This window comes from Methyloceanibacter sp., assembly GCF_049590335.1.
Taxonomy (GTDB): domain Bacteria; phylum Pseudomonadota; class Alphaproteobacteria; order Rhizobiales; family Methyloligellaceae; genus Methyloceanibacter.
The window spans coordinates 1-23,222 of sequence record NZ_JBAWCQ010000108.1; the positions used below are offsets into that span (position 1 = coordinate 1).

Annotated in this window: 26 protein-coding genes and 2 pseudogenes; 14 read left to right on the forward strand and 14 right to left on the reverse strand. The window is 60.7% G+C overall.

Annotated features, from left to right (window positions below):
• From WBQ77_RS08490 to WBQ77_RS08515, 6 genes and pseudogenes are all read right to left on the reverse strand, one after another.
• The coding region (locus WBQ77_RS08490) for a methyltransferase family protein (protein WP_424059791.1) at window positions 1-614 on the reverse strand (614 nt) is incomplete at its 3' end.
• Between the two features lie 84 nt (window positions 615-698).
• The gene (locus tag WBQ77_RS08495) at window positions 699-2,201 is read right to left on the reverse strand and encodes a phosphomannomutase/phosphoglucomutase (RefSeq protein WP_424059793.1); all 1,503 of its coding nucleotides are present in this window, start codon (window positions 2,199-2,201) and stop codon (window positions 699-701) included.
• A gap of 120 nt (window positions 2,202-2,321) precedes the next feature.
• Window positions 2,322-2,557: pseudogene (locus WBQ77_RS08500) on the reverse strand (hypothetical protein).
• Window positions 2,558-2,875: 318 nt separating this feature from the next.
• Complete coding sequence (locus tag WBQ77_RS08505) at window positions 2,876-3,577, reverse strand: retropepsin-like aspartic protease family protein (RefSeq protein ID WP_424041960.1); 702 nt, start codon at window positions 3,575-3,577, stop codon at window positions 2,876-2,878.
• Window positions 3,574-3,768, reverse strand: coding sequence for a DUF1289 domain-containing protein (locus WBQ77_RS08510; RefSeq protein WP_424059795.1), 195 nt, complete (start codon window positions 3,766-3,768; stop codon window positions 3,574-3,576). Before WBQ77_RS08510 ends, WBQ77_RS08505 begins: the two co-directional genes overlap by 4 nt.
• A 90-nt stretch (window positions 3,769-3,858) precedes the next feature.
• Window positions 3,859-5,379: a sensor histidine kinase gene (locus tag WBQ77_RS08515; RefSeq protein ID WP_424059797.1), complete on the reverse strand. Its 1,521-nt coding sequence runs from the start codon at window positions 5,377-5,379 to the stop codon at window positions 3,859-3,861.
• A 265-nt stretch (window positions 5,380-5,644) separates the two neighbouring features.
• Between WBQ77_RS08515 and WBQ77_RS08520 the strand changes: the two genes are divergently transcribed.
• The 3 genes from WBQ77_RS08520 to WBQ77_RS08530 all read left to right on the forward strand — a co-directional run bounded on the left by WBQ77_RS08520 (window position 5,645) and on the right by WBQ77_RS08530 (window position 7,630).
• Window positions 5,645-6,388: an MBL fold metallo-hydrolase gene (locus WBQ77_RS08520; RefSeq protein ID WP_424041966.1), complete on the forward strand. Its 744-nt coding sequence runs from the start codon at window positions 5,645-5,647 to the stop codon at window positions 6,386-6,388.
• A gap of 37 nt (window positions 6,389-6,425) precedes the next feature.
• Window positions 6,426-7,037 (forward strand): uracil-DNA glycosylase family protein, encoded by a 612-nt coding sequence (locus tag WBQ77_RS08525; RefSeq protein WP_424041967.1) that lies wholly within the window; start codon window positions 6,426-6,428, stop codon window positions 7,035-7,037.
• A 113-nt stretch (window positions 7,038-7,150) separates the two neighbouring features.
• On the forward strand, window positions 7,151-7,630 hold the full coding sequence (locus WBQ77_RS08530; protein ID WP_424041968.1) for an Lrp/AsnC family transcriptional regulator: 480 nt from the start codon (window positions 7,151-7,153) through the stop codon (window positions 7,628-7,630).
• A 39-nt stretch (window positions 7,631-7,669) separates the two neighbouring features.
• Here the strand turns inward: WBQ77_RS08530 and WBQ77_RS08535 are convergent, their stop codons facing one another.
• From WBQ77_RS08535 to WBQ77_RS08555, 5 genes and pseudogenes are all read right to left on the reverse strand, one after another.
• Window positions 7,670-8,551: an NAD(P)-dependent oxidoreductase gene (locus WBQ77_RS08535; protein ID WP_424059799.1), complete on the reverse strand. Its 882-nt coding sequence runs from the start codon at window positions 8,549-8,551 to the stop codon at window positions 7,670-7,672.
• 127 nt (window positions 8,552-8,678) lie between these two features.
• Complete coding sequence (locus tag WBQ77_RS08540; RefSeq protein WP_424041971.1) at window positions 8,679-9,377, reverse strand: 2OG-Fe(II) oxygenase; 699 nt, start codon at window positions 9,375-9,377, stop codon at window positions 8,679-8,681.
• A gap of 267 nt (window positions 9,378-9,644) precedes the next feature.
• Window positions 9,645-9,824, reverse strand: coding sequence for a hypothetical protein (locus WBQ77_RS08545; RefSeq protein WP_045367957.1), 180 nt, complete (start codon window positions 9,822-9,824; stop codon window positions 9,645-9,647).
• A 104-nt stretch (window positions 9,825-9,928) separates the two neighbouring features.
• Window positions 9,929-10,387 (reverse strand): annotated as a pseudogene (locus WBQ77_RS08550) (DUF1045 domain-containing protein); the annotation flags it as partial.
• Window positions 10,388-10,402: 15 nt separating this feature from the next.
• Entirely contained in the window at window positions 10,403-10,693 is a 291-nt protein-coding gene (locus tag WBQ77_RS08555; protein ID WP_424059801.1) for a hypothetical protein, read from the reverse strand.
• A 190-nt stretch (window positions 10,694-10,883) separates the two neighbouring features.
• Between WBQ77_RS08555 and WBQ77_RS08560 the strand changes: the two genes are divergently transcribed.
• The 4 genes from WBQ77_RS08560 to WBQ77_RS08575 all read left to right on the forward strand — a co-directional run bounded on the left by WBQ77_RS08560 (window position 10,884) and on the right by WBQ77_RS08575 (window position 15,441).
• The gene (locus WBQ77_RS08560) at window positions 10,884-11,513 is read left to right on the forward strand and encodes a glutathione S-transferase N-terminal domain-containing protein (protein ID WP_424059816.1); all 630 of its coding nucleotides are present in this window, start codon (window positions 10,884-10,886) and stop codon (window positions 11,511-11,513) included.
• Window positions 11,514-11,546: 33 nt separating this feature from the next.
• A complete protein-coding gene (locus tag WBQ77_RS08565; RefSeq protein ID WP_424059803.1) occupies window positions 11,547-12,485 on the forward strand; it encodes a c-type cytochrome in 939 nt (312 codons plus the stop codon).
• Between the two features lie 54 nt (window positions 12,486-12,539).
• Window positions 12,540-14,096 carry a caspase family protein gene (locus WBQ77_RS08570; protein WP_424059806.1) on the forward strand — a complete coding sequence of 519 codons (1,557 nt, stop codon included), beginning with the start codon at window positions 12,540-12,542 and terminating at the stop codon, window positions 14,094-14,096.
• 127 nt (window positions 14,097-14,223) lie between these two features.
• Window positions 14,224-15,441, forward strand: coding sequence for a type III PLP-dependent enzyme (locus WBQ77_RS08575; protein ID WP_424041833.1), 1,218 nt, complete (start codon window positions 14,224-14,226; stop codon window positions 15,439-15,441).
• Window positions 15,442-15,516: 75 nt separating this feature from the next.
• Here the strand turns inward: WBQ77_RS08575 and WBQ77_RS08580 are convergent, their stop codons facing one another.
• Window positions 15,517-15,714 carry a DUF2735 domain-containing protein gene (locus tag WBQ77_RS08580; RefSeq protein WP_424041835.1) on the reverse strand — a complete coding sequence of 66 codons (198 nt, stop codon included), beginning with the start codon at window positions 15,712-15,714 and terminating at the stop codon, window positions 15,517-15,519.
• 409 nt (window positions 15,715-16,123) lie between these two features.
• Here WBQ77_RS08580 and WBQ77_RS08585 point away from each other — a divergent pair, with 409 nt between their 5' ends.
• The 3 genes from WBQ77_RS08585 to WBQ77_RS08595 all read left to right on the forward strand — a co-directional run bounded on the left by WBQ77_RS08585 (window position 16,124) and on the right by WBQ77_RS08595 (window position 18,072).
• Complete coding sequence (locus WBQ77_RS08585) at window positions 16,124-17,155, forward strand: glutamine synthetase beta-grasp domain-containing protein (protein ID WP_424041836.1); 1,032 nt, start codon at window positions 16,124-16,126, stop codon at window positions 17,153-17,155.
• 179 nt (window positions 17,156-17,334) lie between these two features.
• Window positions 17,335-17,730 carry a DoxX family protein gene (locus tag WBQ77_RS08590; RefSeq protein ID WP_424059808.1) on the forward strand — a complete coding sequence of 132 codons (396 nt, stop codon included), beginning with the start codon at window positions 17,335-17,337 and terminating at the stop codon, window positions 17,728-17,730.
• An 81-nt stretch (window positions 17,731-17,811) separates the two neighbouring features.
• Entirely contained in the window at window positions 17,812-18,072 is a 261-nt protein-coding gene (locus WBQ77_RS08595) for a hypothetical protein (RefSeq protein ID WP_424059810.1), read from the forward strand.
• Window positions 18,073-18,780: 708 nt separating this feature from the next.
• On the opposite strand, the gene WBQ77_RS08600 is transcribed toward WBQ77_RS08595, so the two are convergent.
• Together WBQ77_RS08600 and WBQ77_RS08605 are read right to left on the reverse strand one after the other, a co-directional pair.
• Complete coding sequence (locus WBQ77_RS08600; RefSeq protein ID WP_424041840.1) at window positions 18,781-19,260, reverse strand: fasciclin domain-containing protein; 480 nt, start codon at window positions 19,258-19,260, stop codon at window positions 18,781-18,783.
• A gap of 82 nt (window positions 19,261-19,342) precedes the next feature.
• Window positions 19,343-20,578 (reverse strand): cation:proton antiporter, encoded by a 1,236-nt coding sequence (locus WBQ77_RS08605; protein WP_424059812.1) that lies wholly within the window; start codon window positions 20,576-20,578, stop codon window positions 19,343-19,345.
• A 286-nt stretch (window positions 20,579-20,864) separates the two neighbouring features.
• On the opposite strand from WBQ77_RS08605, the gene WBQ77_RS08610 reads away from it, so the two are divergent.
• From WBQ77_RS08610 to WBQ77_RS08625, 4 genes are all read left to right on the forward strand, one after another.
• Window positions 20,865-22,055 (forward strand): PQQ-dependent sugar dehydrogenase, encoded by a 1,191-nt coding sequence (locus WBQ77_RS08610; protein WP_424059814.1) that lies wholly within the window; start codon window positions 20,865-20,867, stop codon window positions 22,053-22,055.
• A 41-nt stretch (window positions 22,056-22,096) separates the two neighbouring features.
• The gene (locus WBQ77_RS08615; protein WP_424043993.1) at window positions 22,097-22,525 is read left to right on the forward strand and encodes an EamA family transporter; all 429 of its coding nucleotides are present in this window, start codon (window positions 22,097-22,099) and stop codon (window positions 22,523-22,525) included.
• Between the two features lie 75 nt (window positions 22,526-22,600).
• Window positions 22,601-22,834 carry a hypothetical protein gene (locus tag WBQ77_RS08620; protein WP_424043991.1) on the forward strand — a complete coding sequence of 78 codons (234 nt, stop codon included), beginning with the start codon at window positions 22,601-22,603 and terminating at the stop codon, window positions 22,832-22,834.
• Window positions 22,807-23,019: an ester cyclase gene (locus WBQ77_RS08625; protein ID WP_424059818.1), complete on the forward strand. Its 213-nt coding sequence runs from the start codon at window positions 22,807-22,809 to the stop codon at window positions 23,017-23,019. Before WBQ77_RS08620 ends, WBQ77_RS08625 begins: the two co-directional genes overlap by 28 nt.
• The last annotated feature ends 203 nt before the right edge of the window (window positions 23,020-23,222 follow it).

A 23,222-nucleotide genomic window follows, 5' to 3' on the forward strand; every position in this document is an offset into this window, starting at 1 on the left:
CGACGGGACGGCTGTGTCTTTTCGATCAGGTACTGCACGAAGCCAGACAGATCGAAGAAGCGTGCCGTGCGCTGCTTGTATTCTTCGTAGGTCGCGCCGTAGCGGTCTTCGAGCCACTTCTCCTCGGTCAGCGCCATCAGCATGTAGACGCAGCTGGCGGAGAAGGCCAAGGGGATCGTGAGCCAGGAGTCGGCCATGATGACCGTCCCGATAAGCCCCAGGATGGATGAGGCGTATTGCGGGTTCCGGCTGAAGCGGTATAGGCCGTGACTCACCAAGCCGTCGGAACCGCAATAGGTGTTGCCGAGGCCGAGATTGAAGTAGCCGAAGACCGTGATGCCGAAACCAACAAGGAACAGCGGAAGGCCAATGATCAGTCGAGTAAGGTCGACAAGGCCTGCGCTATTCCAATCCAAAATCGCGATGACGAAGGTCAGCACCATGCCGGCGCGGAACAACGTCCAGAAGGTAACACTCTGCCAGGTTCCCGACCCAGGCGTCGGCCAGATCCGGAAGGGCGGGAAGAAGAGGATCCTCAGCATCAGAGAGTTCAGCGTGATGCCGACGATCAGACCCACTACGAAAACGGAGTGTGCGTTGGTGAAATCAATCATAACAAGCGCGGAACAAACCAGGCTCGGATTGCAGATTTGCGACAGTACCCTAACGGTTTTATTGCGTTGTCGCCCGACGGTGTTCTAGATCTTCTGGTTATATTCGCCCACTTCAGGCTGCTTGGCGAGTTCCTTATCGATTTCGGCGAATATCGCGCGCATGTTGGCCTCCGATGTGGGGCTCTCGACCACGACGACGAGTTCTGGCTTGTTCGAGGACGCGCGCACTAGCCCCCAGGTTCCGTCATCGAGAACGATCCGAATCCCATTCACGGTAATCAGCTCACGGACTTTCTGCCCGGCCAGCGTCTTGCCGCGCTCCACGACCTCTTCGAAGTGCTTCACAACCCGATCGACCACGCCGTATTTTGTTTCGTCGTCGCAGTGAGGCGACATGGTGGGAGACTGCCAGGTCTTTGGGAGGGCGTCCTTGAGTTCGGCCAGAGTCTTGTCCAGGTTCCGCTCGAGCATATCGAGCACCGCGATCGCCGAGACGAGGCCGTCGTCGTAGCCCCGGCCGATCGGCTTGTTGAAGAAAAAGTGGCCGGATTTTTCGAAGCCGACCAGCGCGCCGTGCTCGTGGCTATAGCGCTTGATGTAGGAGTGCCCGGTCTTCCAATAGGCGGTTTTAGCGCCGTTCTGGGCGAGCACCGGATCCGTCTGGAACAGGCCGGTGGACTTCACGTCCACGACGAAATGGGCGTCCTTGTTGAGGGCCGATATGTCCCGCGCGAGCATCACACCGACTTTGTCGGCGAAGATTGCCTCGCCTCTATTGTCGACCACACCGCAACGATCGCCGTCTCCGTCGAAGACGAGGGCTAGATCGGCCTTGTGCTCCAGGACCGCATCGCGAGTGGCATTCAGCATGGCGAGGTCTTCGGGATTGGGATTATGCGCTGGAAAGCTGTGATCGAGGTCGCAGTTGAGCGGGACGACTTCGCAGTCAAGTTTAGAGAGCACGTGGGGCGCGAAGGCAGCCGCCGTACCGTTGCCGCAGGACACGACCACCTTCATCTTGCGTTCGAATTTGGGATGCCGCAGCAGGTCGGCCATATACCGTTCCGCCAAATCCGAAACATAGATGTAGCGGCCGCCGCCCTCGTTGGGGCCGAAATCGGCGTTCATCACGATTTCCTTGAGACGGCTCATATCTTCGGGCGCGAAGGTCAGTGGGCGGTCGATGCCCATCTTGATGCCCGTCCAGCCATTGTCGTTGTGGCTTGCCGTGACCATTGCCACGCCTTCCACATCGAGCTCGAATTGCGCGAAATAGGCCATGGGCGACAGGGCGAGGCCGATATCGTGGACTTCCGCGCCGCCGGCCAGAAGCCCGGTTATGAGCGCGGCCTTGATGGCCGAGGAATAGGAGCGGAAGTCGTGCCCGACAACGATGCGCAAGGGAACACCGCGATCGCGCATGAGCTTAGTGAGCCCCAAACCAACCGCTTCCATGCCGAGAAGGTTGACCTCGTCCGGGAAGAGCCAGCGAGCATCATATTCGCGGAAGCCCGTGGCCTTCACGAGAGGAAGGCGCTCGAATTCGGCAGTGTTGGGGACAAGATTCTGGTAGGGCTTCGGGAACATTCTGTCTCTTTGCGAACGGGGGGCAGGCGCCGGGCCCGTAGGATAGGCCGGATGGGAGAAGGCCATAGCAGATTTTCACGCGCGTTCACCAGTCCTGTTGGTGTGACGGTCGCGAAGTGACTATTGGAGCAGGATCAGTTCGTCGCCGCGCAGGTTGAAGCTGGCGAGGCGGCCGAGAAAGCTCATGCCAAGGAGATTGACGTCGAGCGCGCCCTTTTCGGCGACCGCGGCGCGGACGTCTCGCAGCGTGATGGTGCCGACACGGACGCGCTGAAGTCGAGGCTGGCCGGTGATAGGCCGGCCCGCCGCGCGTCCTCGTAGGTCAGTGCGATGATTGATGCGCCGGTATCCGCCATGAACGTTACCGGGCGTCCGTCCACGTCGCCCGTGAACACAAAATGTCCGCGACGCACCGCATTCAGGCGTACTTCGCCGGAAAAGGCTGGTTTCGCGTTCGCCTGCGACTTGGTCTGAGTGGCGAAGACAAGCGGTGCCTCATCGTCGGCCGGAACAATTAAGTTATTGAAATCTTGAAAGAAGCAGACGCACGCGAGGAGGGTCACGCCAACCAGGGTCCACTGCGCCGCCTCTTGGAGAAAGTATTTATTCGCCGACCGCACCACGCGCCTCGCCGTCTGGAATGTCCAGTTCGCGGGGCCTGCCCGCGACCGCCATCAGCCGCGCAAGGTCAGATAATCCCCGGAAAACTCATAGGAGCGCAGGCGGCTTAAAAAACTCATACCAAGCAAGCTCTGCGACAGCGCCCCAGGCTGGGCAATGAGGGCCTCCACGCGGGTACGGTCCAGGGGGCCGATGGCGACGTCCTCCAGCCATATCCGCGCGGCCATGGTGCGGCCATTGGCGGTCAAGACGGGTACGCGAAACGTCATCTCGTCGACATCGATTCCGGCGGTCCGCGCATCCTCCGGGGTCAGGACGATGGAAGAGGCGCCCGTGTCGACAATCATGGAGACCGGCTTGCCGTTGACTTCGACCTTGGTCGTGAAATGGCCGTTCAGCCGCTTTCGGATTTTGACCTCGGTGAGGCCGCCGGCGCTCGTTTCAACCGTCATGGCCGTGCCGGGGAGAAGTTCGCCGACCACGCGTGTCGCGATCGGCGTCAGCTCCTCTTTGTATGCATAGAGCGTGACGAGGCCGAGGCCGAGTGCGAGCCAGGTGACCGCGTCGCGTGCGACAGTGGCCGCCCCGCCGCCATAGTGGCCCAGCAGGCCGCCGGCCAAATAGATGAGCAGCGCCAGCAGGAACACGCCGTAGCCGAATGTGGTTACGTCGAGGCCCGCGATCATCCCCGAGTCGTTGCTCACTAGCATCATGCTGCCAAGCGCGAGGATGAACAGGGCTACCCATGTGGTCATGACGCGGCCTCGTTGGGGGCGGCTTCACTTTCAAGCCGTTTCAGCCGCTCAGGCAGCGCATCCATGATCGCCCGCCGCACGGTGGGGCTCATGTCGACCCAGCAAGCGATCTCATCCCCGCTGCGGCCACAGCCGATACAAAGCCCAGACGCATCGTCGAGTATGCAGATATTGACGCAAGGTGATTCCAAGCGGTCCTCGCCCGTTAGGAGGTTAAACTCCTTATGTAGTCCGTGGGGGAAGGCAGGGCAATCCGCACCGGTCTTCTGCGCTTGCGTTTTCTAGCTCGCGCGCTTGTGCTGGTCCGGCTGTTCGGCACCTTCGGGTTTTGGTTTGCCGGGTTCGGTAAGCCGGGGAACGGCCTCCATGATACGGCTCGGGGGCAGGCTTACGGTAACTTCGGTGCCGTAGCGCAGCTTGCTCTTGAGGTCGAAGCGGCCGTCATGCAGCTCGATCAAGCCCTTCGTAATGGGTAGGCCGAGGCCGGTCCCGCCCTCGGCCGTCTGGTGGGCGAGGGAGCCCTGTCCAAAACTGCGCAGAACGCGGGGTATCTCGTCGTCGGGAATGCCCGGCCCCGTGTCCTTGACGCTGAGCGCCAGACCGCCGGACATTGCCCGCGCGACCTTGAGCGTGACGGTTCCATTCGGCGGCGTGAATTTGATGGCGTTGGACAGGAGGTTGAGGCAGATCTGCCGCAATGCCCGTTCGTCCGCCCAGACATTCGGGAGGTCCTCCTCGAAGGCTTGGTTGACCTTAAGCCCCTTGTTCTCGGCCCGCACGCGCATAAGGCGGTGGCATTCGTCGGCGATTTCCGTGAGCGAGACAGGCGTTTCATGGAGCTCGTACCGCCCGGCTTCGATCCGGCTGATGTCGAGGATCTCGTCGATCAGGGTCAGGAGATGCTGGCCACTCTCGTGAATGTCGCTCGCATACTCTTTGTAGGTTGGGTTGGCGTGCGGACCAAAGGCCTCCTCACGCATGATCTCGGAGAAACCGAGGATCGCGTTGAGCGGCGTTCGCAGTTCGTGGCTCATGGTCGCTAGGAACCGTGACTTGGCGAGATTCGCCTCCTCCGCGCGCAATCGCGCCTCGTCGGAGATCGACTTCGACTGTTCGAGTTCGCAGATCAGAGTGTCCTTCTCCGCACGGAATTCGAGCATGGAAACGACGGTGCTGTTGAAGCCGGTCATCAGCCAAATAAAGTAGAGATGGACGGCAACTGCCATCGCGGCCATGGCCCAGTAGAACGGATCGTTGAGCAGCGCGAAGCGGATGACGATTGCCCCCGTCATCGGCAGCGTGCCCGCGTAGACGATCGGCATGACGGTCGACGCAAACAGCATGCGCATCGAAATCACTACGAGAACGGCCGCGAAGATGAACGTGTAGCCGGCGACGCCTTCCGTCAGTGGACTGACGAAAACCACCGACGCCCAGGTCACGCCGTACAGGAATTCCGCGGCAGTGATCTTGGCGCGCCAAGTCGTGACATTCACCTCGTCGCGGGGCGCCTTGGCGAACTGATTGCAGATCCCGACGAGAATGCCCTTGGTGATGAAGACGCAGCACAGCCATAGCAGCAACTGGTCAGCCGGCGACCAGAACATCGCGCCTACAGCGACGACGACGGCGAGGAGCGGCGTGGTGATGGCGGCCGAGAGCTCGTTCTTGACGAACATCATCAGGAGTTCGTAGTCGAACTCCGGTCTGCTGGCGGATTTGTAGGTGAGCTTCTCGCGGGCTTCCTGAACGCTGCGGAACGCGCGCCGTTTCTGACCGCTCATCGAACTGGAACCAGCCACGGAGGCTTCGGCTGACGCACCACTCACCATTACTTCTGAAACCCGCAACCTGACCGCAGACAAAAAACGTGCGCGGGGCGGCGTGGACACCCGATTGCGGCCGGCCCGCCCCCCGAACCTAGGCTTAACAAGAAGTATCTAGCCAAAATCCTAATGAGGCGTTTACCCGCGCCTCGGCCTGGCACCGGTCTTGAAGTGGCAGATAGAGGAACCACATGATCTTGATTCCCTGAATTCGGGGAGGGGGGGGTGAAATGGAAACACGATGCAATTGACCGTTGTTGGGTGCGGTGATGCGTTTGGGGCTGGAAACCGGCTGCAAACTGCGTATTTTGTCAGGGCAAAATCGTCGACGGTCCTGATCGATTGCGGCGCGACAACGCTAATCGGCCTGCAGCGGCTGGGCCTGTCGCCCAACGATATCGACACCGTGTTCGTGTCGCATCTGCACGGTGATCACATTGGCGGTCTGCCGTGGCTATTGATTCACGCCAAATATGTGGGCATGCGGACGCGACCCTTGGTGATCGTGGGGCCCGAGACGATCGAGGAGCGTTTCGTGACGCTTACCGAGGCGGTCTACCCCGGTACGCTGGATAGCGGCATAAACTTCGATCTCATTTTCGTGGAGCACAAGAAGCACGTTCCGTTCGATCGGAACGGCGTCACGGTCACGCCATTTGAGGTGTACCACCCTTCAGGCGCACAACCCCACGCTCTCCGTTTCGACATCGAGGGTAAGGTTGTCTCCTTCACCGGCGACACGGGGTGGGTCGAGGTTCTACCTGAGGTCTCGCGGGACGCCGATCTTTTTATCTGCGAGTGCTTCCAATACGACCACAAAATGCCGATGCATCTTGATTACAAGACCATCGATGAGAATTACGAGCGCCTCTTGGCTAAACGAGTCTTATTGACTCACATGGGCCAGGAGATGCTCGATGCGCGGTCGCAGGTGGATCTCACGCGCTATGCACTTGCCGAAGACGGTATGAAGATCGATCTCTGACCAAGGCAGCTCTTGGCTGCGATGGTCCAGGTGCCCAATGCCAGAATTGACTGAGATTGTGAGTGCCATCCGGCGCTGCCGTGTTTGCGTTGAGGCGCCGCGCGGTAGGCCGCTTCCCCATGAGCCGCGTCCCGTCTTGCGGGTGAGTACTGCGGCGCGTCTTGCGATCTGCGGTCAGGCGCCCGGGACACGCGTGCACCGTTCGGGAAAGCCTTTCACGGACCCTTCAGGCGACAGGCTGCGATCCTGGCTGAATATGAGTCCCGAGCTGTTCTACGACGAGGCTCGCATCGCTATCATTCCCATGGGATTTTGCTTTCCGGGACAGGACGCGAAAGGGGGCGACCTGCCGCCCCGGCGCGAGTGCGCCGCCCGCTGGCATGGCGATTTGTTCGCTGCGCTGCCGCAAGTCGACCTAATTTTGGCAGTCGGCGCCTACGCCCAGGCTTTTCATTTGGGCGCGGCGCGGGGCAAGAATTTGCAGGAAACGATGCTGAATTGGCGGGCACATCTTACGACCGCACGGACCCCGCGCGTTTTCCCGCTGCCGCATCCGTCCTGGCGGAACAATGCCTGGCTGAAGAAAAACCCATGGTTCGAGGCGGACCTGCTTCCCGCGCTGCGCCGCGAGGTCGGCAAGGTCTTGTGACCCAACTTGCAGCGTGCGGAATATTAATCTACGCTCAACCGCGTATCAGCTGATATTTAGAACGAGTTTTCTCTTTTGGCTGAGTTTCTTCCAAATTTTGTCGGATGGGTTGGATGCTGGATCGGATGGACCGCAAGATCCTGGAAATCTTGCAGGAGGACTGCACCTTGCCGGTCGCCGAGATCGGCAAGCGGATCGGCCTGTCGACGACCCCGTGCTGGCGGCGCATTCAGAAGCTCGAAGAGCAAGGTGTGATCGAGCGGCGTGTGGCGCTGCTAGATCCCAAGTTGGTCAATGCCGGGGTGACGGTGTTTGTCTCGATCACGACCAGCAACCACACCACGGAGTGGCTCGAGCGCTTTCACGCAGCGCTTGCGGACTTTCCGGAGGTGGTCGAGTTTTACCGCATGAGCGGCCAGATCGATTATCTGCTGCGCGTGGTGGTGCCCGACATTGAAAGCTATGATGCCTTCTACAAGCGGCTCATCGCCAAGATCGAGCTCTCAGATGTGAGTTCGGCGTTCGCTATGGAGCAGATCAAGTTCACGACATCCTTGCCGCTCGCTTATGCTGCCGAGGAGAAGTTTGCTTAAGCGCTGCTAAGTCTTCAGCAGGACTAGCTATTCGGCAGACTAGCTCTTCTGCGGCTCGCGGTTCAGCCGTGCGATCAGGCTGGACGTGTCCCAGCGCCGTCCGCCCATCTCCTGAACCTCGGCATAGAACTGATCGACAAGCGCGGTCACGGGCAGGCTTGCGCCATTGCGGCGGGCTTCGTCGAAGCAGATGGCGAAATCCTTGCGGACCCAATCGACGGCAAAGCCATGGTCGAACTCTCCCGCGAGCATCGTCTGCCAACGGTTCTCCAACTGCCAGGACTGTGCAGCGCCCTTGGAGATGGTTGCGATGACTTTCTCCATATCGAGACCCGCGCGCATGCCAAAGTTCAGCGCCTCGGCGAGGCCTTCAATCAGTCCTGCGATGCAAATCTGGTTGACCATCTTGGTGAGTTGGCCCGACCCGGCTGGGCCAATGAGATTGACGGCTTTTGCGAAGCACTCGATCACGGGTTTAGCCTTGGCAAAGTCCGTTTCATCGCCGCCCACCATTACGGTGAGCTTGCCGTTTTCGGCGCCGGCTTGGCCGCCGGAGACAGGCGCATCGAGTGCGCCGGCAGAATGGTGGCTCGCCGCTTCGTAGAGTTCGCGTGCGATCTCGGCCGAGACGGTCGTGTGGTCCACGTGAACCGCGCCGGACTTCAACGCCTGATACAAACCGTCGGGCCCGAGCGTCACCGCGCGCAGATCGTAGTCGTTGCCGACACAGGTGAAGACGACGTCCGCTTCGGCCGCCGCTTCCGCCGGGGTCGCCCCGAGGGATCCTCCATATTCGGAGATCCATTTCTCGGATTTTGCCCTGTTGCGGTTGAATACGGTCACGTCGTGCCCGCTGGTTTTGAGATGGCCGGCCATCGGATATCCCATCACGCCCAGCCCGATCCACGCGACTTTGTTCATCCGTCTTCCTCGTCCTCGTTCGTTCAATGTCGTTTCGTGGTGACACTAAAGGAAATGGCCGGGGCGAACCCGGCCATTGTCTCTTGCTCTGCAATTCTTGCGGCCGACAGCCTAGGCATTCGCTCCGTCAGACAATGGGCGCCTCGGGAAAGGCAAGCTGCTCGCGCGCGCGCCATTCATCCGTGACGTAGTTGATGATCAGCGATTTGCGGACACCTTTGATCGGCCGTCTTTCGAAGCCGTGATAGGTGTTGTCGCCCGGCACGAAGACAAACGCGAGGTTGGGCGCGAACGGCGAACGCGTGACATGGCTCTTGTCCGCCCCGTAGACATCCGTCCCGAGATTTTCGTGGCCGTCCTCGTCGGAGAGGTACAGAAGCATGGTGAACGACTTTACGCCAAGATCGGTGTGAGGCTCAAGCCAGAAACCATCCGTATCCTGAGCGAATTCGATGCGCAGATAGGTTCCACTGAGATCGGTACCGAACGTCTCCTCGATCATGCCCGTGATACACTTGTCCTGGAAGGCCTCTGCAACGGCGCGCACCGAGGCGAATTCCTTCCGGTTATCGACGTCGAAATATCTGCGCGTAGCGTTATGCAGTTCGCGTTTGCCGGACACGCCATCGAGCGATGGCGCCGGGAAGGGAAGGCCGAGAATGTCCGTGATGGTATCGTCGGGGAAACACTTCTTCAGTACCCAGTGCGGATAGGGCGCATCGTCGTGTTCGCCATTCGCCACGCTCTCGGTGAAGGTGCGAATGACGTCCTCCGCCGAACTCTTTGCGTCGACATTCGCCTGCTTCAAGGCTGCGCTGTCCCTCATAATGTCAGTCAACTCCCAAAGATTGAGTCGAAATGTGCTGGTTTCTCCAGCGCCCAGGCGATCCCATCGAGCTGCTCAGTTAGCACCCTAAGGCCCTTACGTGCAAATGAACCCCGTCCGTAAGATCGAGGGTGTTGCGTGCTCGTAAGCACCTTAGGTGCGGCTCAGAGCCTCCGGCGAAGAACGGGTGCCGGCGTTGATGCGGCTCAAAGTCCGGTCAAAAACCCAAGGCTTCAGGGACACGCCCGAGTTTGACGCTGCTTCGCGTTAGTTGATCGAAATCCCGGTGATGTCCCCGAAATCTGCGAAGTCATCGTCGGTCGCGACCTGTTCGTTCCGCAGACATCTGGCCAGTAGTTCCAACAGTGAGGCGTGAAGTTCGCATTCGCCTTCAAGCTGAGGAGGGTTTTCGGCGAGAAACGCCAGTATTTCGGCATAGTTCGGCATTGGAATCCCCTGTGCCGCCAATGGACCGAAACTGGAGGACGGCTGTGTCAAAACTGAGGCTGGTATTCCGCAGTTCTTCGCCTGGCCTGGCAGTACGCAAGTCGTTATCCGGCCAAGGCGTAGCGGCCCAGGAGTCGTGTCGATGTGCCCCGATTTTGGCCGTTTTTGGTAGCACCCGTGGTACCCACTAGCGACAGCCCGTACACGCAAACGCCCTCGGCGCAAATTCCATCAACCACGGGAGCCAAGGCTTGGGACAGGCGGTCGAGTTGCCGAGGGTCGAGGGCCCCGGCGAGCTTCATGGAGAAGCGGTATTCGCTCATCATATTGGGCTGGCCGAAGCTCTTGAGCAGCAGCCGCTGATAGGGGCTCAGATGAGGCTGCTCGTCTTCAGCGGTTTCGAACATCGCAGCGAACGAGTCGAAGGCGTTGAAGCATTGAAGTGCGAGCCAATCGAGCTCGCGGCGCGGCGCGGCGGCGCGAAGCACGAGAGAGCGGCGCACGCGCATTAGCGTCAGCGGCCCGGTCTCGATTGGTTTACGGTGCGCGGCAAAATTCGTAAGGCGCGCTTTGACATCCTAGATGCGCCCATCCTCCCGGAGCCTCAGCGGCGAGAAGAACGGTGCGTGCAGTCCGAGATAGCGATCGGGGTTTGGCGCGCTTTGACCCAGCGTGGTGCCGCCAGGGCCTGGCTCGGAGAACGCGCAACGTGTCGTCCCGTCATTGGCCCGGCCGAACCAGGACCGGCCGAAGGCGGCGAGCGCGCTTCCGGGGCGCGGCTTGTAGCAGATTGAAAACTGCGCGAGGTGCAGCTCGTCGGATAGTGGGTCCGCGTCGTGCTGCCGTTCGAGTTGCGTGGCGTTGAGCATTCCCGTCTCTCTTACGCCTGCACCTTAGTTGCGGTGCTTTCAGTTCCATGGCTTTCGGTTCTATGGCTAGTGCGCGGCTGTGACCTTGACGAGACCGGTTTCGGGCGATAGGGCGGCGCTGCCCTGAAGACTTGATGCTTTAGGCTTGCGTTTTGGAAGCGACAGCCGTGACGGGAAGGGAATAATGCGCGTGATCGACCTCTATACATGGATGACGCCAAACGGACAGAAGGTTTCGATCATGCTCGAGGAAGTGGGGCTGCCCTATCGTGTGCACCGCATCGATATCGAGAATCGCGCGCAATTCGATCCCGCGTTTCTCAAGATCTCGCCGAACAACAAAATCCCGGCCATTGTCGATCACGATACCGGCCTGCAGCTGATGGAATCCGGTGCGATCCTGCTTTATCTAGCGGAGAAGTCGGGCCTGCTTATGCCCCAGGACTTCGAGGCCAAGTGGCGCACCCATGAATGGCTGATGTGGCAGATGGGCGGCGCGGGGCCGTTTCTCGGCCAAGTGCATCATTTCGTGGCCTACAATCCGGGCAAGAGCTCTTATGGCGAGGAGCGCTATACGAAAGAGGCGCGGCGCCTCTGGCAGGTTCTGGAGACGCGCCTGGGCGAAGTCGAATACGTGGCCGGGGACTATACGGTCGCCGATATCTCGATTTGGCCGTGGATCGCGCGCTACCCGATCCAGCCCGTGGAGATGGACGACCATCCCAACATCAAGCGCTGGTACCATGCCATAGCGGCGCGTCCCGCTGTGCAGCGCGGCTGGGACGTGGTCGGCGCGGGGCGCGAGCTGCCGCTGCCGTAAGGGACATGTGCTTGGGCTGGATGGGGGTGAGACATGGCGCGGAAGGTCTCTTTGATTGCGATCGTGCTTCTCATCGCGGCGGGTCTGGTCTTCTACCTGCTCACAACGCCTGTCACTTTTTCTGCAAGCGATTTGCCCAATCACGTGCCGGACGCCGCCAAAGGTAACACGATGTTCATCGCCGGCGGCTGCGCGGAGTGCCATGCCGTTCCGGCCAAAGCCTGCGACAGTCTCGATATCGAGGATGAGACGCGGCTCGCGGGCGGCCGCTGCCTCAAGACGGATGTGGGAACCTTCTATGTGCCCAACATTTCGCCCGACAAGGAGAGCGGGATCGGAGGCTGGTCGACGCTCGACTTCGTCAACGCGATGAAGCGAGGCGTGGCCCCCGGAGGCGTGCATCTCTATCCGGCCTTCCCCTACACGTCGTATCAGCGCATGCGTTTCGAGGACGTCATCGACCTCAAGGCCTATCTCGATACACTGCCGCCGGTACGCAGCGCGGTGCCCGTGAATGATCTGCGCTTCCCTTACAACATCCGCCGAGGCGTAGGCTTGTTTCAGCGCCTCTATGTGGACGGAAAGACGTTCACCGCGGACCCGGAGGCGAGCGACGCGGTGAACCGGGGCGGTTATCTTGTTCTGGGGACGGGCCACTGTACTGAGTGCCACAGCCCCCGAAATGCACTTGGCGGCATTATCGCGGGCGAGGCTTTTGCCGGCGCCGAAAGCCCCGAAGGCAAGGGCGATGCGCCGAATATCACGCCGAGCGAGGACGGCATCGGCGATTGGAGCACCGAAGACATCGCCTATTTCCTGGAGACCGGGTCGACCCCGGACTTCGATGTGGTTGGCGAATCCATGGTTCCGGTCCAGGAAAACATGGCCCAGTTGCCGCCGGGCGATCGCGAGGCTATCGCTGCCTTCCTGAAAACCCTGCCGCCCCGCCCCGATCCAGCGAAGACTCCTTGAAGACGTCCGGCCCGCGATCTAGCGTGGGCCTTAAGTATCGGTTTGAGGTTTGGAATGGTGGGAAAATTTCGAAACCAGTCTCGGCTGGCGTTGGGGCTTGCCCTTGCTGTTGCCGGCACCTTAGCGGCGTCGAACCAGGCGAAGGCCGCACCGGCATCGCGCGCCGGCGAGATCGTCGTCGCGGTGAACACACCGGAGATTGAGGCTGCCGCTACACGGCTCCCCAAGCCGGTGCAGGAGAACGTCAAAGCCCTTTTCCAGGACGAGGAACCGGCTCTGCCAGCCGCAGAACAAGCGGCCAGCGAGGAGGCTGCCAAGGAGACCGTCCTCGCGGAGTTGGCGGCTGCCACGGACTCTCCGGTGGTGCCCGCTCCGCAACCTGTGCCTGAGGAAGACGCAGCACCCGTCGCCGAACCCGTAGCCGGGGCCAACATGGTCCAGCCGGGCGCGCACAGCGATATCGATTGTCTCCCGAAGGATCTGCTTGCGGGCCTGCGCGCGGCACATGGACCGAGTGTGACGGCAAAGGCCTGTGCGCCGGGATGTCTACCGGCGCCTTCAGGCCTTAGTCAAAAGCAACTGGATGAGCTTTACGGCCGCTACGGAGTCGTATGGTGCCGCTCCTGCGTTCAAATCGGGGGGCATCTTTCGCTGAAGGATGTCCGACGAATTGAGCAGGCGGGCAATCTCGACTTGTGCACGACGCCGCCCCGCCAGATGCCGCGGCCCGGCAGCGCCCACGGGAATGTCGTGAAGTCGTTCAGTCGCATTCGCGAGCTGTATCGGGCAATGCCGACGATGCCCGAAGACGAGAACGCCATCGCCGTCATCATCGGCAATACGACCTACGACAATTTGCCGGTGCCGCAGACGGCCAGGAACGATGCCGGTGCCATGTACTTTTTCCTGACCGAGCATATGGGCTTCCGGCAGGACCAGGTCATCGATCTGCGCAATGCGGCACGGGCCGACCTTGAGCGGGTGTTCGGTCCGGTGCCCGGCTCGGACGGGGAGCTGAAGCGCCTGGTTCAGGCCCGGCCCAACGCCAAGGTCGTCGTCTTCTATTCCGGCCACGGCGCCGTCAACGCCACTCAGGACGAGGCCTATCTCCTGCCCGTCGACGCCGAGCCGTATCGCGAAGAGCGGCGTGGTTATCCGCTGTCCACACTCTATACCAATCTCGCGAACCTCGGCGCGGACCAGGTTCTGGTCCTCCTCGAGAGTTCTTTCGGTCGGGACCACGGGACCTACATCCTGCCGCCCAATATTCCGGAGACGAAGCGTAGCGCGCTACCCGAGCAACCCCGCGCCTCTATGACGGTTCTGGTTTCCGCAGATCGCGGCCAGCGGGCCTTGATCGATCCCGATTACGATGTCGGGCTGTTCACCCGCTATTTGATCGAGGGCCTTGCAGGCAATGCTGATCTTGCCCCTGTCGGTAACGGCGATGGGCAGGTCGACAGTGCAGAGCTTTATGCCTATACGGCCGCCTTGGTACGGCTCGGCGCGCGCAAGACCTTTGGGCTACTCCAGAGCCCGGTGCTGTCAAGCGCGGGGACTGAGGTGCTGAAGGCGCCGAAGGACGCGTCCGGGAGCGCCAAGCAGGGTTAGTGCTCGGACTCGAATGCACTCTTTACAAGGCAGGCCGAACCCCATACGCAAGGCTGCCTCGCGCGCCAACGAGCAGTCTCGTGTCGCAGTCCGCATGGCACGAGAATTCTGGGATGAGAATTCTGGGATGAAGGTTTTTCCGACAGCGGAGGAGTTTCTTCGCCATCATAGCCCCGAACGGCCGGTGCTTGCCCTGCGGCCGCATGCCTTGGTGCGCGCCACCGAATGGTTCGTGGCGAATTTCCCCGGGCGCGTCCTCTACGCGACCAAGGCCAATGATGCGCAGCCCGTCCTGGACGCGCTCGCCGAGGCAGGCATCCAGGCCTTCGACGTGGCCTCGCTCCCCGAAATGGAACGGGTTCGGCATATCGACAAGGCCGAGCTGTATTACATGAACCCGATCAAGTCCCGCATTGCAATTGTGCGCGCCTATCGCGAGTTCGGCGTCCGATGCTTCGCGTTCGACTCGCACGATGAACTGGACAAGGTCTTGGCCGAAACGGACGGCGCGAACGACCTCACGCTGTTCCTGCGGATCGCATGTCCCAATACTCACAGCCTCATTCCGCTGGAAGGAAAGTACGGCGCGAGCGCCGAGGAGGCTCCGGCGCTGCTGTTAAGAGCGCGGCAACGCGCCGCCCGGCTGGGCATCACCTTCCATGTGGGATCGCAAGCCGTGGTCCCGGCAGCGTTCGGCGAGGTGTTGACCCAGGTGGGGGAGCTCATCGTTTCCGCCGGCGTCTTGGTGGATGCGATCGACATTGGCGGCGGCTTTCCGGCCCGCTACCCCCATTCGGACCCGCCAAGTCTCGATCGCTACATGGAGGAGATTGTGCGGGCGGCGGATGCGCTCGCGGTCAAGCACACCTGCGAGCTAATGTGTGAACCGGGCCGGGCGCTGGTGGCGGAGGCGGAGGCTGTGATCGTGCGCGTCGATGCGCGGCGTGGGGATACGCTCTACATCAATGATGGGGCCTTCGGCGCGTTGTTCGATGCAGCCTTTTCCGGATTTCGGTTTCCGGTGCGCTGCGTGACGCCTGGGCGCGAAGATCTGGGTCCGGCGGAAACGGCGTTCGCTCTTTTCGGTCCGACCTGCGATAGCGCCGATTATCTCCCGGGTCCCTTCGTCTTGCCGTATGCGGTCGGGGAGGGCGACTATCTGGAGATCGGCCAAGTCGGCGCCTATGGCCGCGTGCTGGCAAACCGCTTCAACGGCTTCGGCGAATTCGACGAAGTGGTCCTGACGGACGAGCCCATGTTGTCGATGTTCGGTGAGCGCCGGTCCGAAGATCGGGAGGGTGCGCGTTCCATGCGTCTTGAGCGCTTGCGAGGTTCGCGCTACTAAACCGTACTCTTGAAAAGAGGGCCTCACTTCGTCTGAAGTGGGCCCTCTCAGCTGGTAGTACAGTCAGTTTGTCCGTCAGTGCTCATGGGATTGCTGTGCGTCGCGGATCGCGGCCTCGTGATAGGAGCCGCTTCCATAGTCCACATAGCTCACCTGCAATGAGGTCAGGAGATCTTCTGAGTGTGCGCCGTGGTCGCTGCTGCTCAGTCCCGAGCGGCCGCCTTTCGGGAACGGGATAACTTTTGCCGTCTCCTGGTGTGCATTTGCCGTCATGGCGTCCTCCATTGTCATGCGTGCGTCACGGCAGAATCGCAATGACGTACCCTGAGTCACCTATATAGAAACGCTCCTGTGCATTGCATAAAAAAAACGCTAAGTGGCGAACATTTAGGCAGGAATTCTTCTGCTGCTTTGCGTGGCAAGGCAGCCCTGCATTCTGATTGACCACCTCGATGCCGAGTGATCGGCAAAAAGGCGCACCGGGATCGGACTCCCTAAGCCGCTAGGACTGTTGCGGAAAAATGTATAGCGGGACGTTGCGATATGGGCTTGCGGTTCGTGCCGTTCACCAGGAGCGCACGAATTGTACGCATTGGCACAAAAACTGCGTTGGGGAAGTGTTGGCTACCTGCCTCTCGCGGGGATTCATCCGTGCAGTCGCTAAAACTCAGAAGGACTCACAATGACAAAGTTTAAACTCGAGTACATTTGGCTCGACGGTTACACACCAGTGCCGAACCTGCGTGGTAAGACCTTGATCAAACAGTACGATAGCTTTCCGACTCTCGAAGAACTTCCGGACTGGGGTTTCGACGGTAGCTCGACCTTGCAGGCCGATGGCAGCAACTCCGACTGTGTTCTGAAGCCGATCCGCGTTTTCGTTGACCCCGCCCGCACGAACGGCGCCCTGGTTCTTTGCGAAGTGATGAACCCAGACGGCACGCCGCATGCCACGAACATGCGCGCGACCATCCTGGATGACGACGGTACGTGGTTCGGTTTCGAGCAAGAATATTTTTTCTACAAGGACGGCCACCCGCTTGGCTTCCCGGAACACGGTTATCCCGAGCCGCAAGGCAAGTACTACACCGGCGTTGGTTACAAGCAGATCGGTTCGATCGCCCGTCAGATCGTCGAGGAGCATATCGACCTGTGCCTGGACTGCGGCATCAACCACGAAGGCATCAATGCCGAAGTGGCGAAGGGCCAATGGGAGTTCCAGATTTTCGGCAAGGGCTCCAAGAAGGCGGCCGACGAGATGTGGATGGCGCGCTATCTGCTTGAGCGCCTGACCGAAAAATACGGCGTCGACATCGAGTACCACTGCAAGCCACTCGGCGACACCGATTGGAACGGCTCCGGCATGCACGCCAACTTCTCCACCGCCTATCTCCGTGAAGTTGGTGGCGAAGAATACTTCAAGGCGCTGATGGCCCAATTCGAGAAAAACCTCGAGGAGCACATCGCGGTGTATGGCCCGGACAACCACATGCGTCTGACCGGCAAGCACGAGACGGCGCCGTGGAACGAGTTCAGCTACGGCGTTGCCGACCGCGGCGCTTCGGTCCGCGTGCCGAACAGCTTCCCGAAGAACGGTTACAAGGGTTACCTGGAAGACCGTCGTCCGAACTCGCAAGGCGACCCCTACCAGATCGCTTCGCAGATTCTGAAAACCATTGCCGAGGTTCCGATCGCCGAAAGCGCAGCTGCGTAAGTCCTGTTCGTGCCGTGTCGGCGCGGGTCACGCTTGAGAAAATTGCAAAGGGGGTGCCCTTCGAGGCCCCCCTTTTTCGTGGCCGATTTCCCACGTCTCTCTCGTTCGTGACATGACGGACCTCATTTCGCGCGATAAGCTCCCCGCCACTTTAGTGACCAACGGGAGGAAATGCCGAAATGGCCGATAGACTTCAAACCGAGTGGGCGCCACGCGTCTTGAGCATTGTGCGAGTTGTTGCCGCGCTGATCTTCATGGCCCACGGGACATCCAAACTGCTCGGATTTCCGGAAGGCCCATTCACGCCCGAGGCCTTTTCGTTGCCGTGGATTGCCGGCGTCCTCGAAATTGTCGGCGGCACACTCTTGGTAGTGGGACTGTTCACGCGGCCGACGGCCTTCGTCCTCTCAGGGCTCATGGCGTTCGCCTACTGGCTGGCACATGCTCCCAAGAGCATCTATCCGCTGCTCAATGGGGGCGACGCTGCGATACTCTTCTGCTTTCTGTTTCTGTACATCGCGTTTGCCGGTGGCGGATCCTGGAGCTTGGATGAGCTTCTGAAGCGCAAAGCCTGACGGCCGCAACACAGTGTAAACGTATTATTAAGCAAATCTCTAAACTCGCTGTTTATCGCCGCCGGCTCACACTCGGCGGCGATGAACAAACGTCGGCATATGATTGTGGGCGTCTTGGCCGTCACGTTGACGAGCTTGGTCGGTGCGACCACGGCCAAGGATTTGGCGCCTGGGGCCGGGTCCGAGCAGAGCGAGAATGCGTTCTGGATTAACACCAAGCTGTCAGATGAGTTGCTGGCCGGTCGCCTCAATGTGACGAACATCCTCAAGTCGCCGGCGCGGGTTCCCCTTCCAACCCGGTCGCCCCGCAAGGCAGCGCGCACGGCGCAGCTGACGCGTTAATCTCGGCCGCAGATAGGGTTTTCCTTCATCCGCTCGCTGCGCGGCACGACAGAAATCTTCTTTCTGATGTCTTGGCGGTCCCGTAGCCTCGGAAGTCCCAACCGCGGAGGGCTTTCCCAGGTTCAGATTGGCCGTAATGCCCTTAGCGTCCTTGGCTCCGAGCGCTGCTCTCGACTCATCCGCTGATGGCGTTTGGTGGCTTTCGACAATCGGTGGAAAATGTGGCGACAAGCAAAAGGCCATCGTATTCGTCGAACTCGCAGAGAAACTACGATCGGGAAGCCGGTCACCGGCCATCATCCCGCACACGCCACTTCGTTTGCAATGTCGACGGCATTTCATCGTGATCGCGTGCGGGGTGGATTCTGACAAAACGCTTACTTCCGGGGAGGAAGACATCCGCAAAGTACTTATCGGGATGATCGATTTGGCAGTGTTGTTTTGTGCCGGGCTCGTTTCAAACAGTGCAAAAGCCGCGCCGCCTGTCGCTACGCTCAAACGGCAATCGCTCGTCGAGGAAGTGAGCTGGCGCCGCGCCCGGGACCGCCGCCCGCTCGTCCGGCGCTCCGCTGTTGATCTGTCCTGTTAACCGCCACCGCATCCGCCGCGCGTGGCGGCGAGTGACGCGTCCTCGGCGTTGGTAGCAACAAATTAGCGGGCCCCGATGAAACATCGAGGCCCGCTGACGCAGCTTCCAGATGGAAGCACTTAGTTGGGCATCACCACCGAGTCGATGACATGGATGACGCCATTGGAGGTGACGATATCTGCCTTTACGACCTTGGCTTTGTCCACCGTCACACCATTCGTGGCATCGACATCCAACGTGTCGCCCTGAACAGTCTTCACTTCGGTCGACTTACCGGCGATATCGCCGGCCATGATCTTTCCGGGCACGACATGATAGGTGAGGATCGCAATGAGCTTGTCCTTGTTTTCGGGCTTCAGCAGATCGTCAACCGTGCCGGCAGGGAGCTTTGCGAAAGCCTCATCCGACGGTGCAAAAACAGTGAAGGGGCCGTCGCCCTTCAATGTATCGACGAGACCAGCAGCTTCGATCGCAGCAACCAGAGTTTTGAACTGGCCGGCGCCCGCCGCGGTGTCAACGATGTCCTTGGACATGGCGTTCGCGTGCGAGAATGTGAAGAACATAAGAGCGATGGCGGCGAAAATGCGAAATACTTTCATGAAGTCCTCCGTGGGGGGGGGGAAATGTTTAGCAATGACCCACTTACGCATCGGCCGCGCCGCGTAGATCACCGCCCGGCAGTCACGTATCTGTGAGAGTGCCGTCGGACGCCGTCCCATCGCGCCCGGCATCTTTGTCGAAGAGCTTTGCGGCGGGCGCGGCTGTTAGGCCGTGGAGCACCGCGCTGAGCAGCACGGCGATCGCGGCCATGGCCAGAATTTCATCGCGCATCGTCAGGAGATCGAAGGCGTCGAGGACCAGCAGCGCAAAGAGCGCCGTGGCCAAGCCGCGCGGGCCGAACCAGCCGTAGAAAAGCTTCTCCTTGGTTCCGATGCCGGCACCGGCAAGTGACAGCCAGATCGTAATGGGTCGCAGGATGAACAGGCTGGCGAGCACCAGCGCAACCATGGGCCAGGTCACATGCGGCAGACCTTCCGGCAACAACACGGCGCCGATCACGAAGAAGGACAAGACGGTCAGTATCTGCCCCTCGGTCTCGATGAACTCGAAGACGAATCGGCTCCGCCCGCGCAGGACTTCGCCGAAGGCGAGACCCGCAACGAACGCTGCCAGGAATCCATTGCCGTGGCCGCCTTGAGCTGCGAGGTAGGCAATGCCTGCGAGTGCAAGAACTGCGATGCCGCCAAAGCGATCCGATGTCAGACCGCGATCCTGGGCCAGGCGCAAAAGCCAGCCCCCCGCATAGCCAATAACGCCGCCGATCAGCGCGCCAAGTCCGACCTGCTGACCCACGAACACCCACCAGGGGACTTGCACCTCATTGTGAACACCGCCTACGGCGAAGCAGCCGAAGAACAAAACAAAGGGGAGAGCGAAGCCGTCATTGAGCCCGCTTTCGGCTGACAGGGAGCGGCCGATCCGCTCAGGGATGCGCGGGTCCGTAATGATCGGCTGGCTGAGCGCGGCATCGGTCGGCGCCAGGATCGCCGCCACTAGCGCCAGTTCCCAGAGCGGCCAGTTGGGGAGGAGGCCGGCCCCGGCAAGAAACCCGAACAGGATGGCGAGGGGCAGCCCAAAGATGAGCATCCGTGCCGGGATGGATGCGCCTCGCCAAAGGCGACTGGGATCGATCGCGGCTGCGTCCGCGAACAGCAGCACCACCAGGCTGATCTCCGCGAGAATGTAAAGACCGCGCGCGCCGTGGCCGAGTTCGATCAGCCCGAGGCTGTGAAAGCCCCAACCGGCGAACAGAAACAGCATGGGGCCCGTGAGAATGCTGTCGGACAGCCGCTTGCCGAACAGCGCATAGACAAACACCAGCGCGGCGACCGCCAAGACTCCCCATTCAGCTGTCATGAATCCGCAATCTCAAACACGCTATGCAACTCCATGGTGGTGCCGTTCTGTGACGTCGAGCCCAGATGCTTGAGACAGGCTCGGCAATTACAATGACGGGCTTAGTCTACAGTCAGCTCCGGCCCACCATCGCGAAAAAGCTCGAAAAGCTGGGCAAATCTTCACAGGCGCCTACTTATAGGATGGTTCTCCGTGATAGGTTATCCCGCAGACGTCTGATGACTCTACGGCGTTCCGATCATGCCGTCTTGAGATGAGTGCATCGCAGATTACAAGGAGCCCAACCGTGCGCGTACGCGTTGCTGCCTCTCTGTTTGCGACCGCTTGTATCTTCAGTTCTTCGGCGCTTGCCGACACCCGTTTGAGCCGGGGTTTCGTGCCGATCCAAGACGGCGTGAAGATCACAGAGGTTACCGGCCCGCTTGAGTTTCCCTGGGGTCTGGCGGCTCTTCCCGACGGCACGTTGCTGATCACCCAGCGCGACGGCGACATCCGCATCCTGAAGGACGGTCAACTGCAGGACACGATCGTGTCTTTCCCCGTCGAGGTCATGACATCGCGCAACGGGCCGGACGGGACGCTGGTCCGCGGGCAGGGCGGCCTACTCGATATTGTCGTCAGTCCGGACTTCGAGAACGACAAGCGTCTCTACTTCACCTACGCGCGCGGGACGCTGGACGACAACCGGACGGCCATTGGCCGCGCGACTTGGACAGGGAATGGACTGAAGGATTTCGAGGAGATCTTTTCTGTTTCCCAAGGCAAGCGGGACGGCCAGCATTTCGGGTCGCGGCTCGCCTTCCTGCCGGACGGCACGCTGCTCGCCACGATCGGGGATGGCGGCAACCCGCCGGTCGTGTTTCTCGACACGTTCGCGCGCGAGCAGGCTCAAAATCTGCAGAGCCAATTCGGAACGGTGATCCGCCTGAAGCCTGACGGGTCCGTGCCGGACGGCAACCCGTTCGTCGAGCTGGAGGGCGCGGAGCCCGAGATCTGGAGCTTCGGTCATCGCAATGCGCAAGGGATCGTCGTCGACCCCGAGAGCGGCGCCGTCTGGTCCTCCGAACATGGCCCGCTGGGCGGGGATGAACTGAACCTTGTCGAAAAGGGCGAGAACTACGGTTGGCCGCGGGTGACGTTTGGCAGGGACTACCGCGACGGCTCGGTGCTCACGGCGCGGATCGAGGGGCCGACCTATGCGGACCCAACCATCGCATGGGTAGATACGCATGCCCCTGGCGGCCTTCACCTCTACACGGGCTCCGCATTTCCGGACTGGAAAGGCGACCTGCTGTCCGCGGGGCTCGCCTCACACGATATCCGCCGCATCGAGATAGAAGAAGGCAAGGTGGTTGGCGAGAAGCGGATCGATTTTGGGACTGCACGTCCGCGCGGGTTTGCGACGGCGCCCGACGGGACGCTCTATGTCGTGACCGACGGCGCAGAGGGGCGGGTGCTGCGGCTCGATCCGTCCTAGCCTGGTCCGGCGCGGCCGCGCGAAGCGAAGGGGACGATCGCATGGGCTATGTCGGCTGGGCGTTGCTTGGAATGGTAGGCTATTCGCTGGTGACGCTGCTGGTCAAGCTGGCAACGCGCGCCGGCGATGTGTCCAGCTCCTATGTCCTGGCGATTGCCGTCTCAATCGTCGGAGTTGGGGCGTGGGCTATCGCTCTCTTGCGCGGCGACTTCGTGGGCTTTGTGCTGAACGACCTCGCAAAACCCAGTGCCCTTTGGAGTTTCGCGACAGGCATCGCGCTTATTGTCGCGGTGGCTTCGCTGTTTCGGGCGCTGTCTCTTGGTCCCGCCACCGAAGTGGTTCCCATATATGGGATGTTCGTCGTTGGCGGCGCGCTGCTGGGGATCGTGTTTCTCAACGAGCCGCTCACCTACCGCAAGCTGCTCGGCATTCTCTTCGCGGCGCTGAGTATCTATCTCATCGCCAGGTAGTTTGCGGCCCGGCGCTATGCCGATTGTCCCCAGACCGATTGTCCTGATGACGACTGTCCTCGAGGAAAATCACCGATGTTCGACGAGACAAAACCGCTCTATCGATTCTACGACGAGGTCATCAATCAGAAGAAATTCGAGGTCCTCGACGAGTTGTATGCGCCCGGCTATGTCAATCATATCGCCCCCTTCGGTCTGGATAACAGTGTCGAGCGGGTCAAGAGCTGGCGAAGGAGCAGGCCGCTGCGTTTCCCGATTGGCATATCGCGGTCGATTACGTCATCGAACACGGCGACAAATGCATCGTGAAGTGGACGCTGACCCGAACACAGACCGGAGACTATTTCGGCTATAGACCGTCCGGCAGAAAGTTCGAAACCTCAGGCTTCGATATCGAGACGATCGTCGATGGCAAAATCACCGCCCATGATGGTGCCGAAGATATGCTCGGGCTCCTGCAGCAGACCGGCGCCGTGCCGCTGACTTTCGATTGACTGATCGTCTGACGTATTGCGGGCCGCTCAGTGGAGATGAAAGTTCGCGCCACACTGATCCGGAGGCTGGTCGACCACGTTCCTTCATAGATCATCGCGGGCCCGTCGTGAACGCGCTCTCCTCCGTGATGGTCTTGAGCCCCGGCCATTTCTGTGAGTGGCGGCCGGGGCTCACCGGGGCTCCTAGCGCTAACGGCAGGAGT

Coding starts and splice junctions, on each gene's coding strand:
- WBQ77_RS08495 (WP_424059793.1), bottom strand. CDS start 2,201: ATGTTCCCGAAGCCCTACCAGAATCTTGTCCCCAACACTGCCGAATTC.
- WBQ77_RS08505 (WP_424041960.1), bottom strand. CDS start 3,577: ATGACCACATGGGTAGCCCTGTTCATCCTCGCGCTTGGCAGCATGATG.
- WBQ77_RS08520 (WP_424041966.1), top strand. CDS start 5,645: ATGCAATTGACCGTTGTTGGGTGCGGTGATGCGTTTGGGGCTGGAAAC.
- WBQ77_RS08525 (WP_424041967.1), top strand. CDS start 6,426: ATGCCAGAATTGACTGAGATTGTGAGTGCCATCCGGCGCTGCCGTGTT.
- WBQ77_RS08530 (WP_424041968.1), top strand. CDS start 7,151: ATGCTGGATCGGATGGACCGCAAGATCCTGGAAATCTTGCAGGAGGAC.
- WBQ77_RS08535 (WP_424059799.1), bottom strand. CDS start 8,551: ATGAACAAAGTCGCGTGGATCGGGCTGGGCGTGATGGGATATCCGATG.
- WBQ77_RS08540 (WP_424041971.1), bottom strand. CDS start 9,377: ATGAGGGACAGCGCAGCCTTGAAGCAGGCGAATGTCGACGCAAAGAGT.
- WBQ77_RS08545 (WP_045367957.1), bottom strand. CDS start 9,824: ATGCCGAACTATGCCGAAATACTGGCGTTTCTCGCCGAAAACCCTCCT.
- WBQ77_RS08555 (WP_424059801.1), bottom strand. CDS start 10,693: ATGCTCAACGCCACGCAACTCGAACGGCAGCACGACGCGGACCCACTA.
- WBQ77_RS08565 (WP_424059803.1), top strand. CDS start 11,547: ATGGCGCGGAAGGTCTCTTTGATTGCGATCGTGCTTCTCATCGCGGCG.
- WBQ77_RS08570 (WP_424059806.1), top strand. CDS start 12,540: ATGGTGGGAAAATTTCGAAACCAGTCTCGGCTGGCGTTGGGGCTTGCC.
- WBQ77_RS08575 (WP_424041833.1), top strand. CDS start 14,224: ATGAAGGTTTTTCCGACAGCGGAGGAGTTTCTTCGCCATCATAGCCCC.
- WBQ77_RS08580 (WP_424041835.1), bottom strand. CDS start 15,714: ATGACGGCAAATGCACACCAGGAGACGGCAAAAGTTATCCCGTTCCCG.
- WBQ77_RS08585 (WP_424041836.1), top strand. CDS start 16,124: ATGACAAAGTTTAAACTCGAGTACATTTGGCTCGACGGTTACACACCA.
- WBQ77_RS08590 (WP_424059808.1), top strand. CDS start 17,335: ATGGCCGATAGACTTCAAACCGAGTGGGCGCCACGCGTCTTGAGCATT.
- WBQ77_RS08595 (WP_424059810.1), top strand. CDS start 17,812: ATGAACAAACGTCGGCATATGATTGTGGGCGTCTTGGCCGTCACGTTG.
- WBQ77_RS08600 (WP_424041840.1), bottom strand. CDS start 19,260: ATGAAAGTATTTCGCATTTTCGCCGCCATCGCTCTTATGTTCTTCACA.
- WBQ77_RS08605 (WP_424059812.1), bottom strand. CDS start 20,578: ATGACAGCTGAATGGGGAGTCTTGGCGGTCGCCGCGCTGGTGTTTGTC.
- WBQ77_RS08615 (WP_424043993.1), top strand. CDS start 22,097: ATGGGCTATGTCGGCTGGGCGTTGCTTGGAATGGTAGGCTATTCGCTG.
- WBQ77_RS08620 (WP_424043991.1), top strand. CDS start 22,601: ATGTTCGACGAGACAAAACCGCTCTATCGATTCTACGACGAGGTCATC.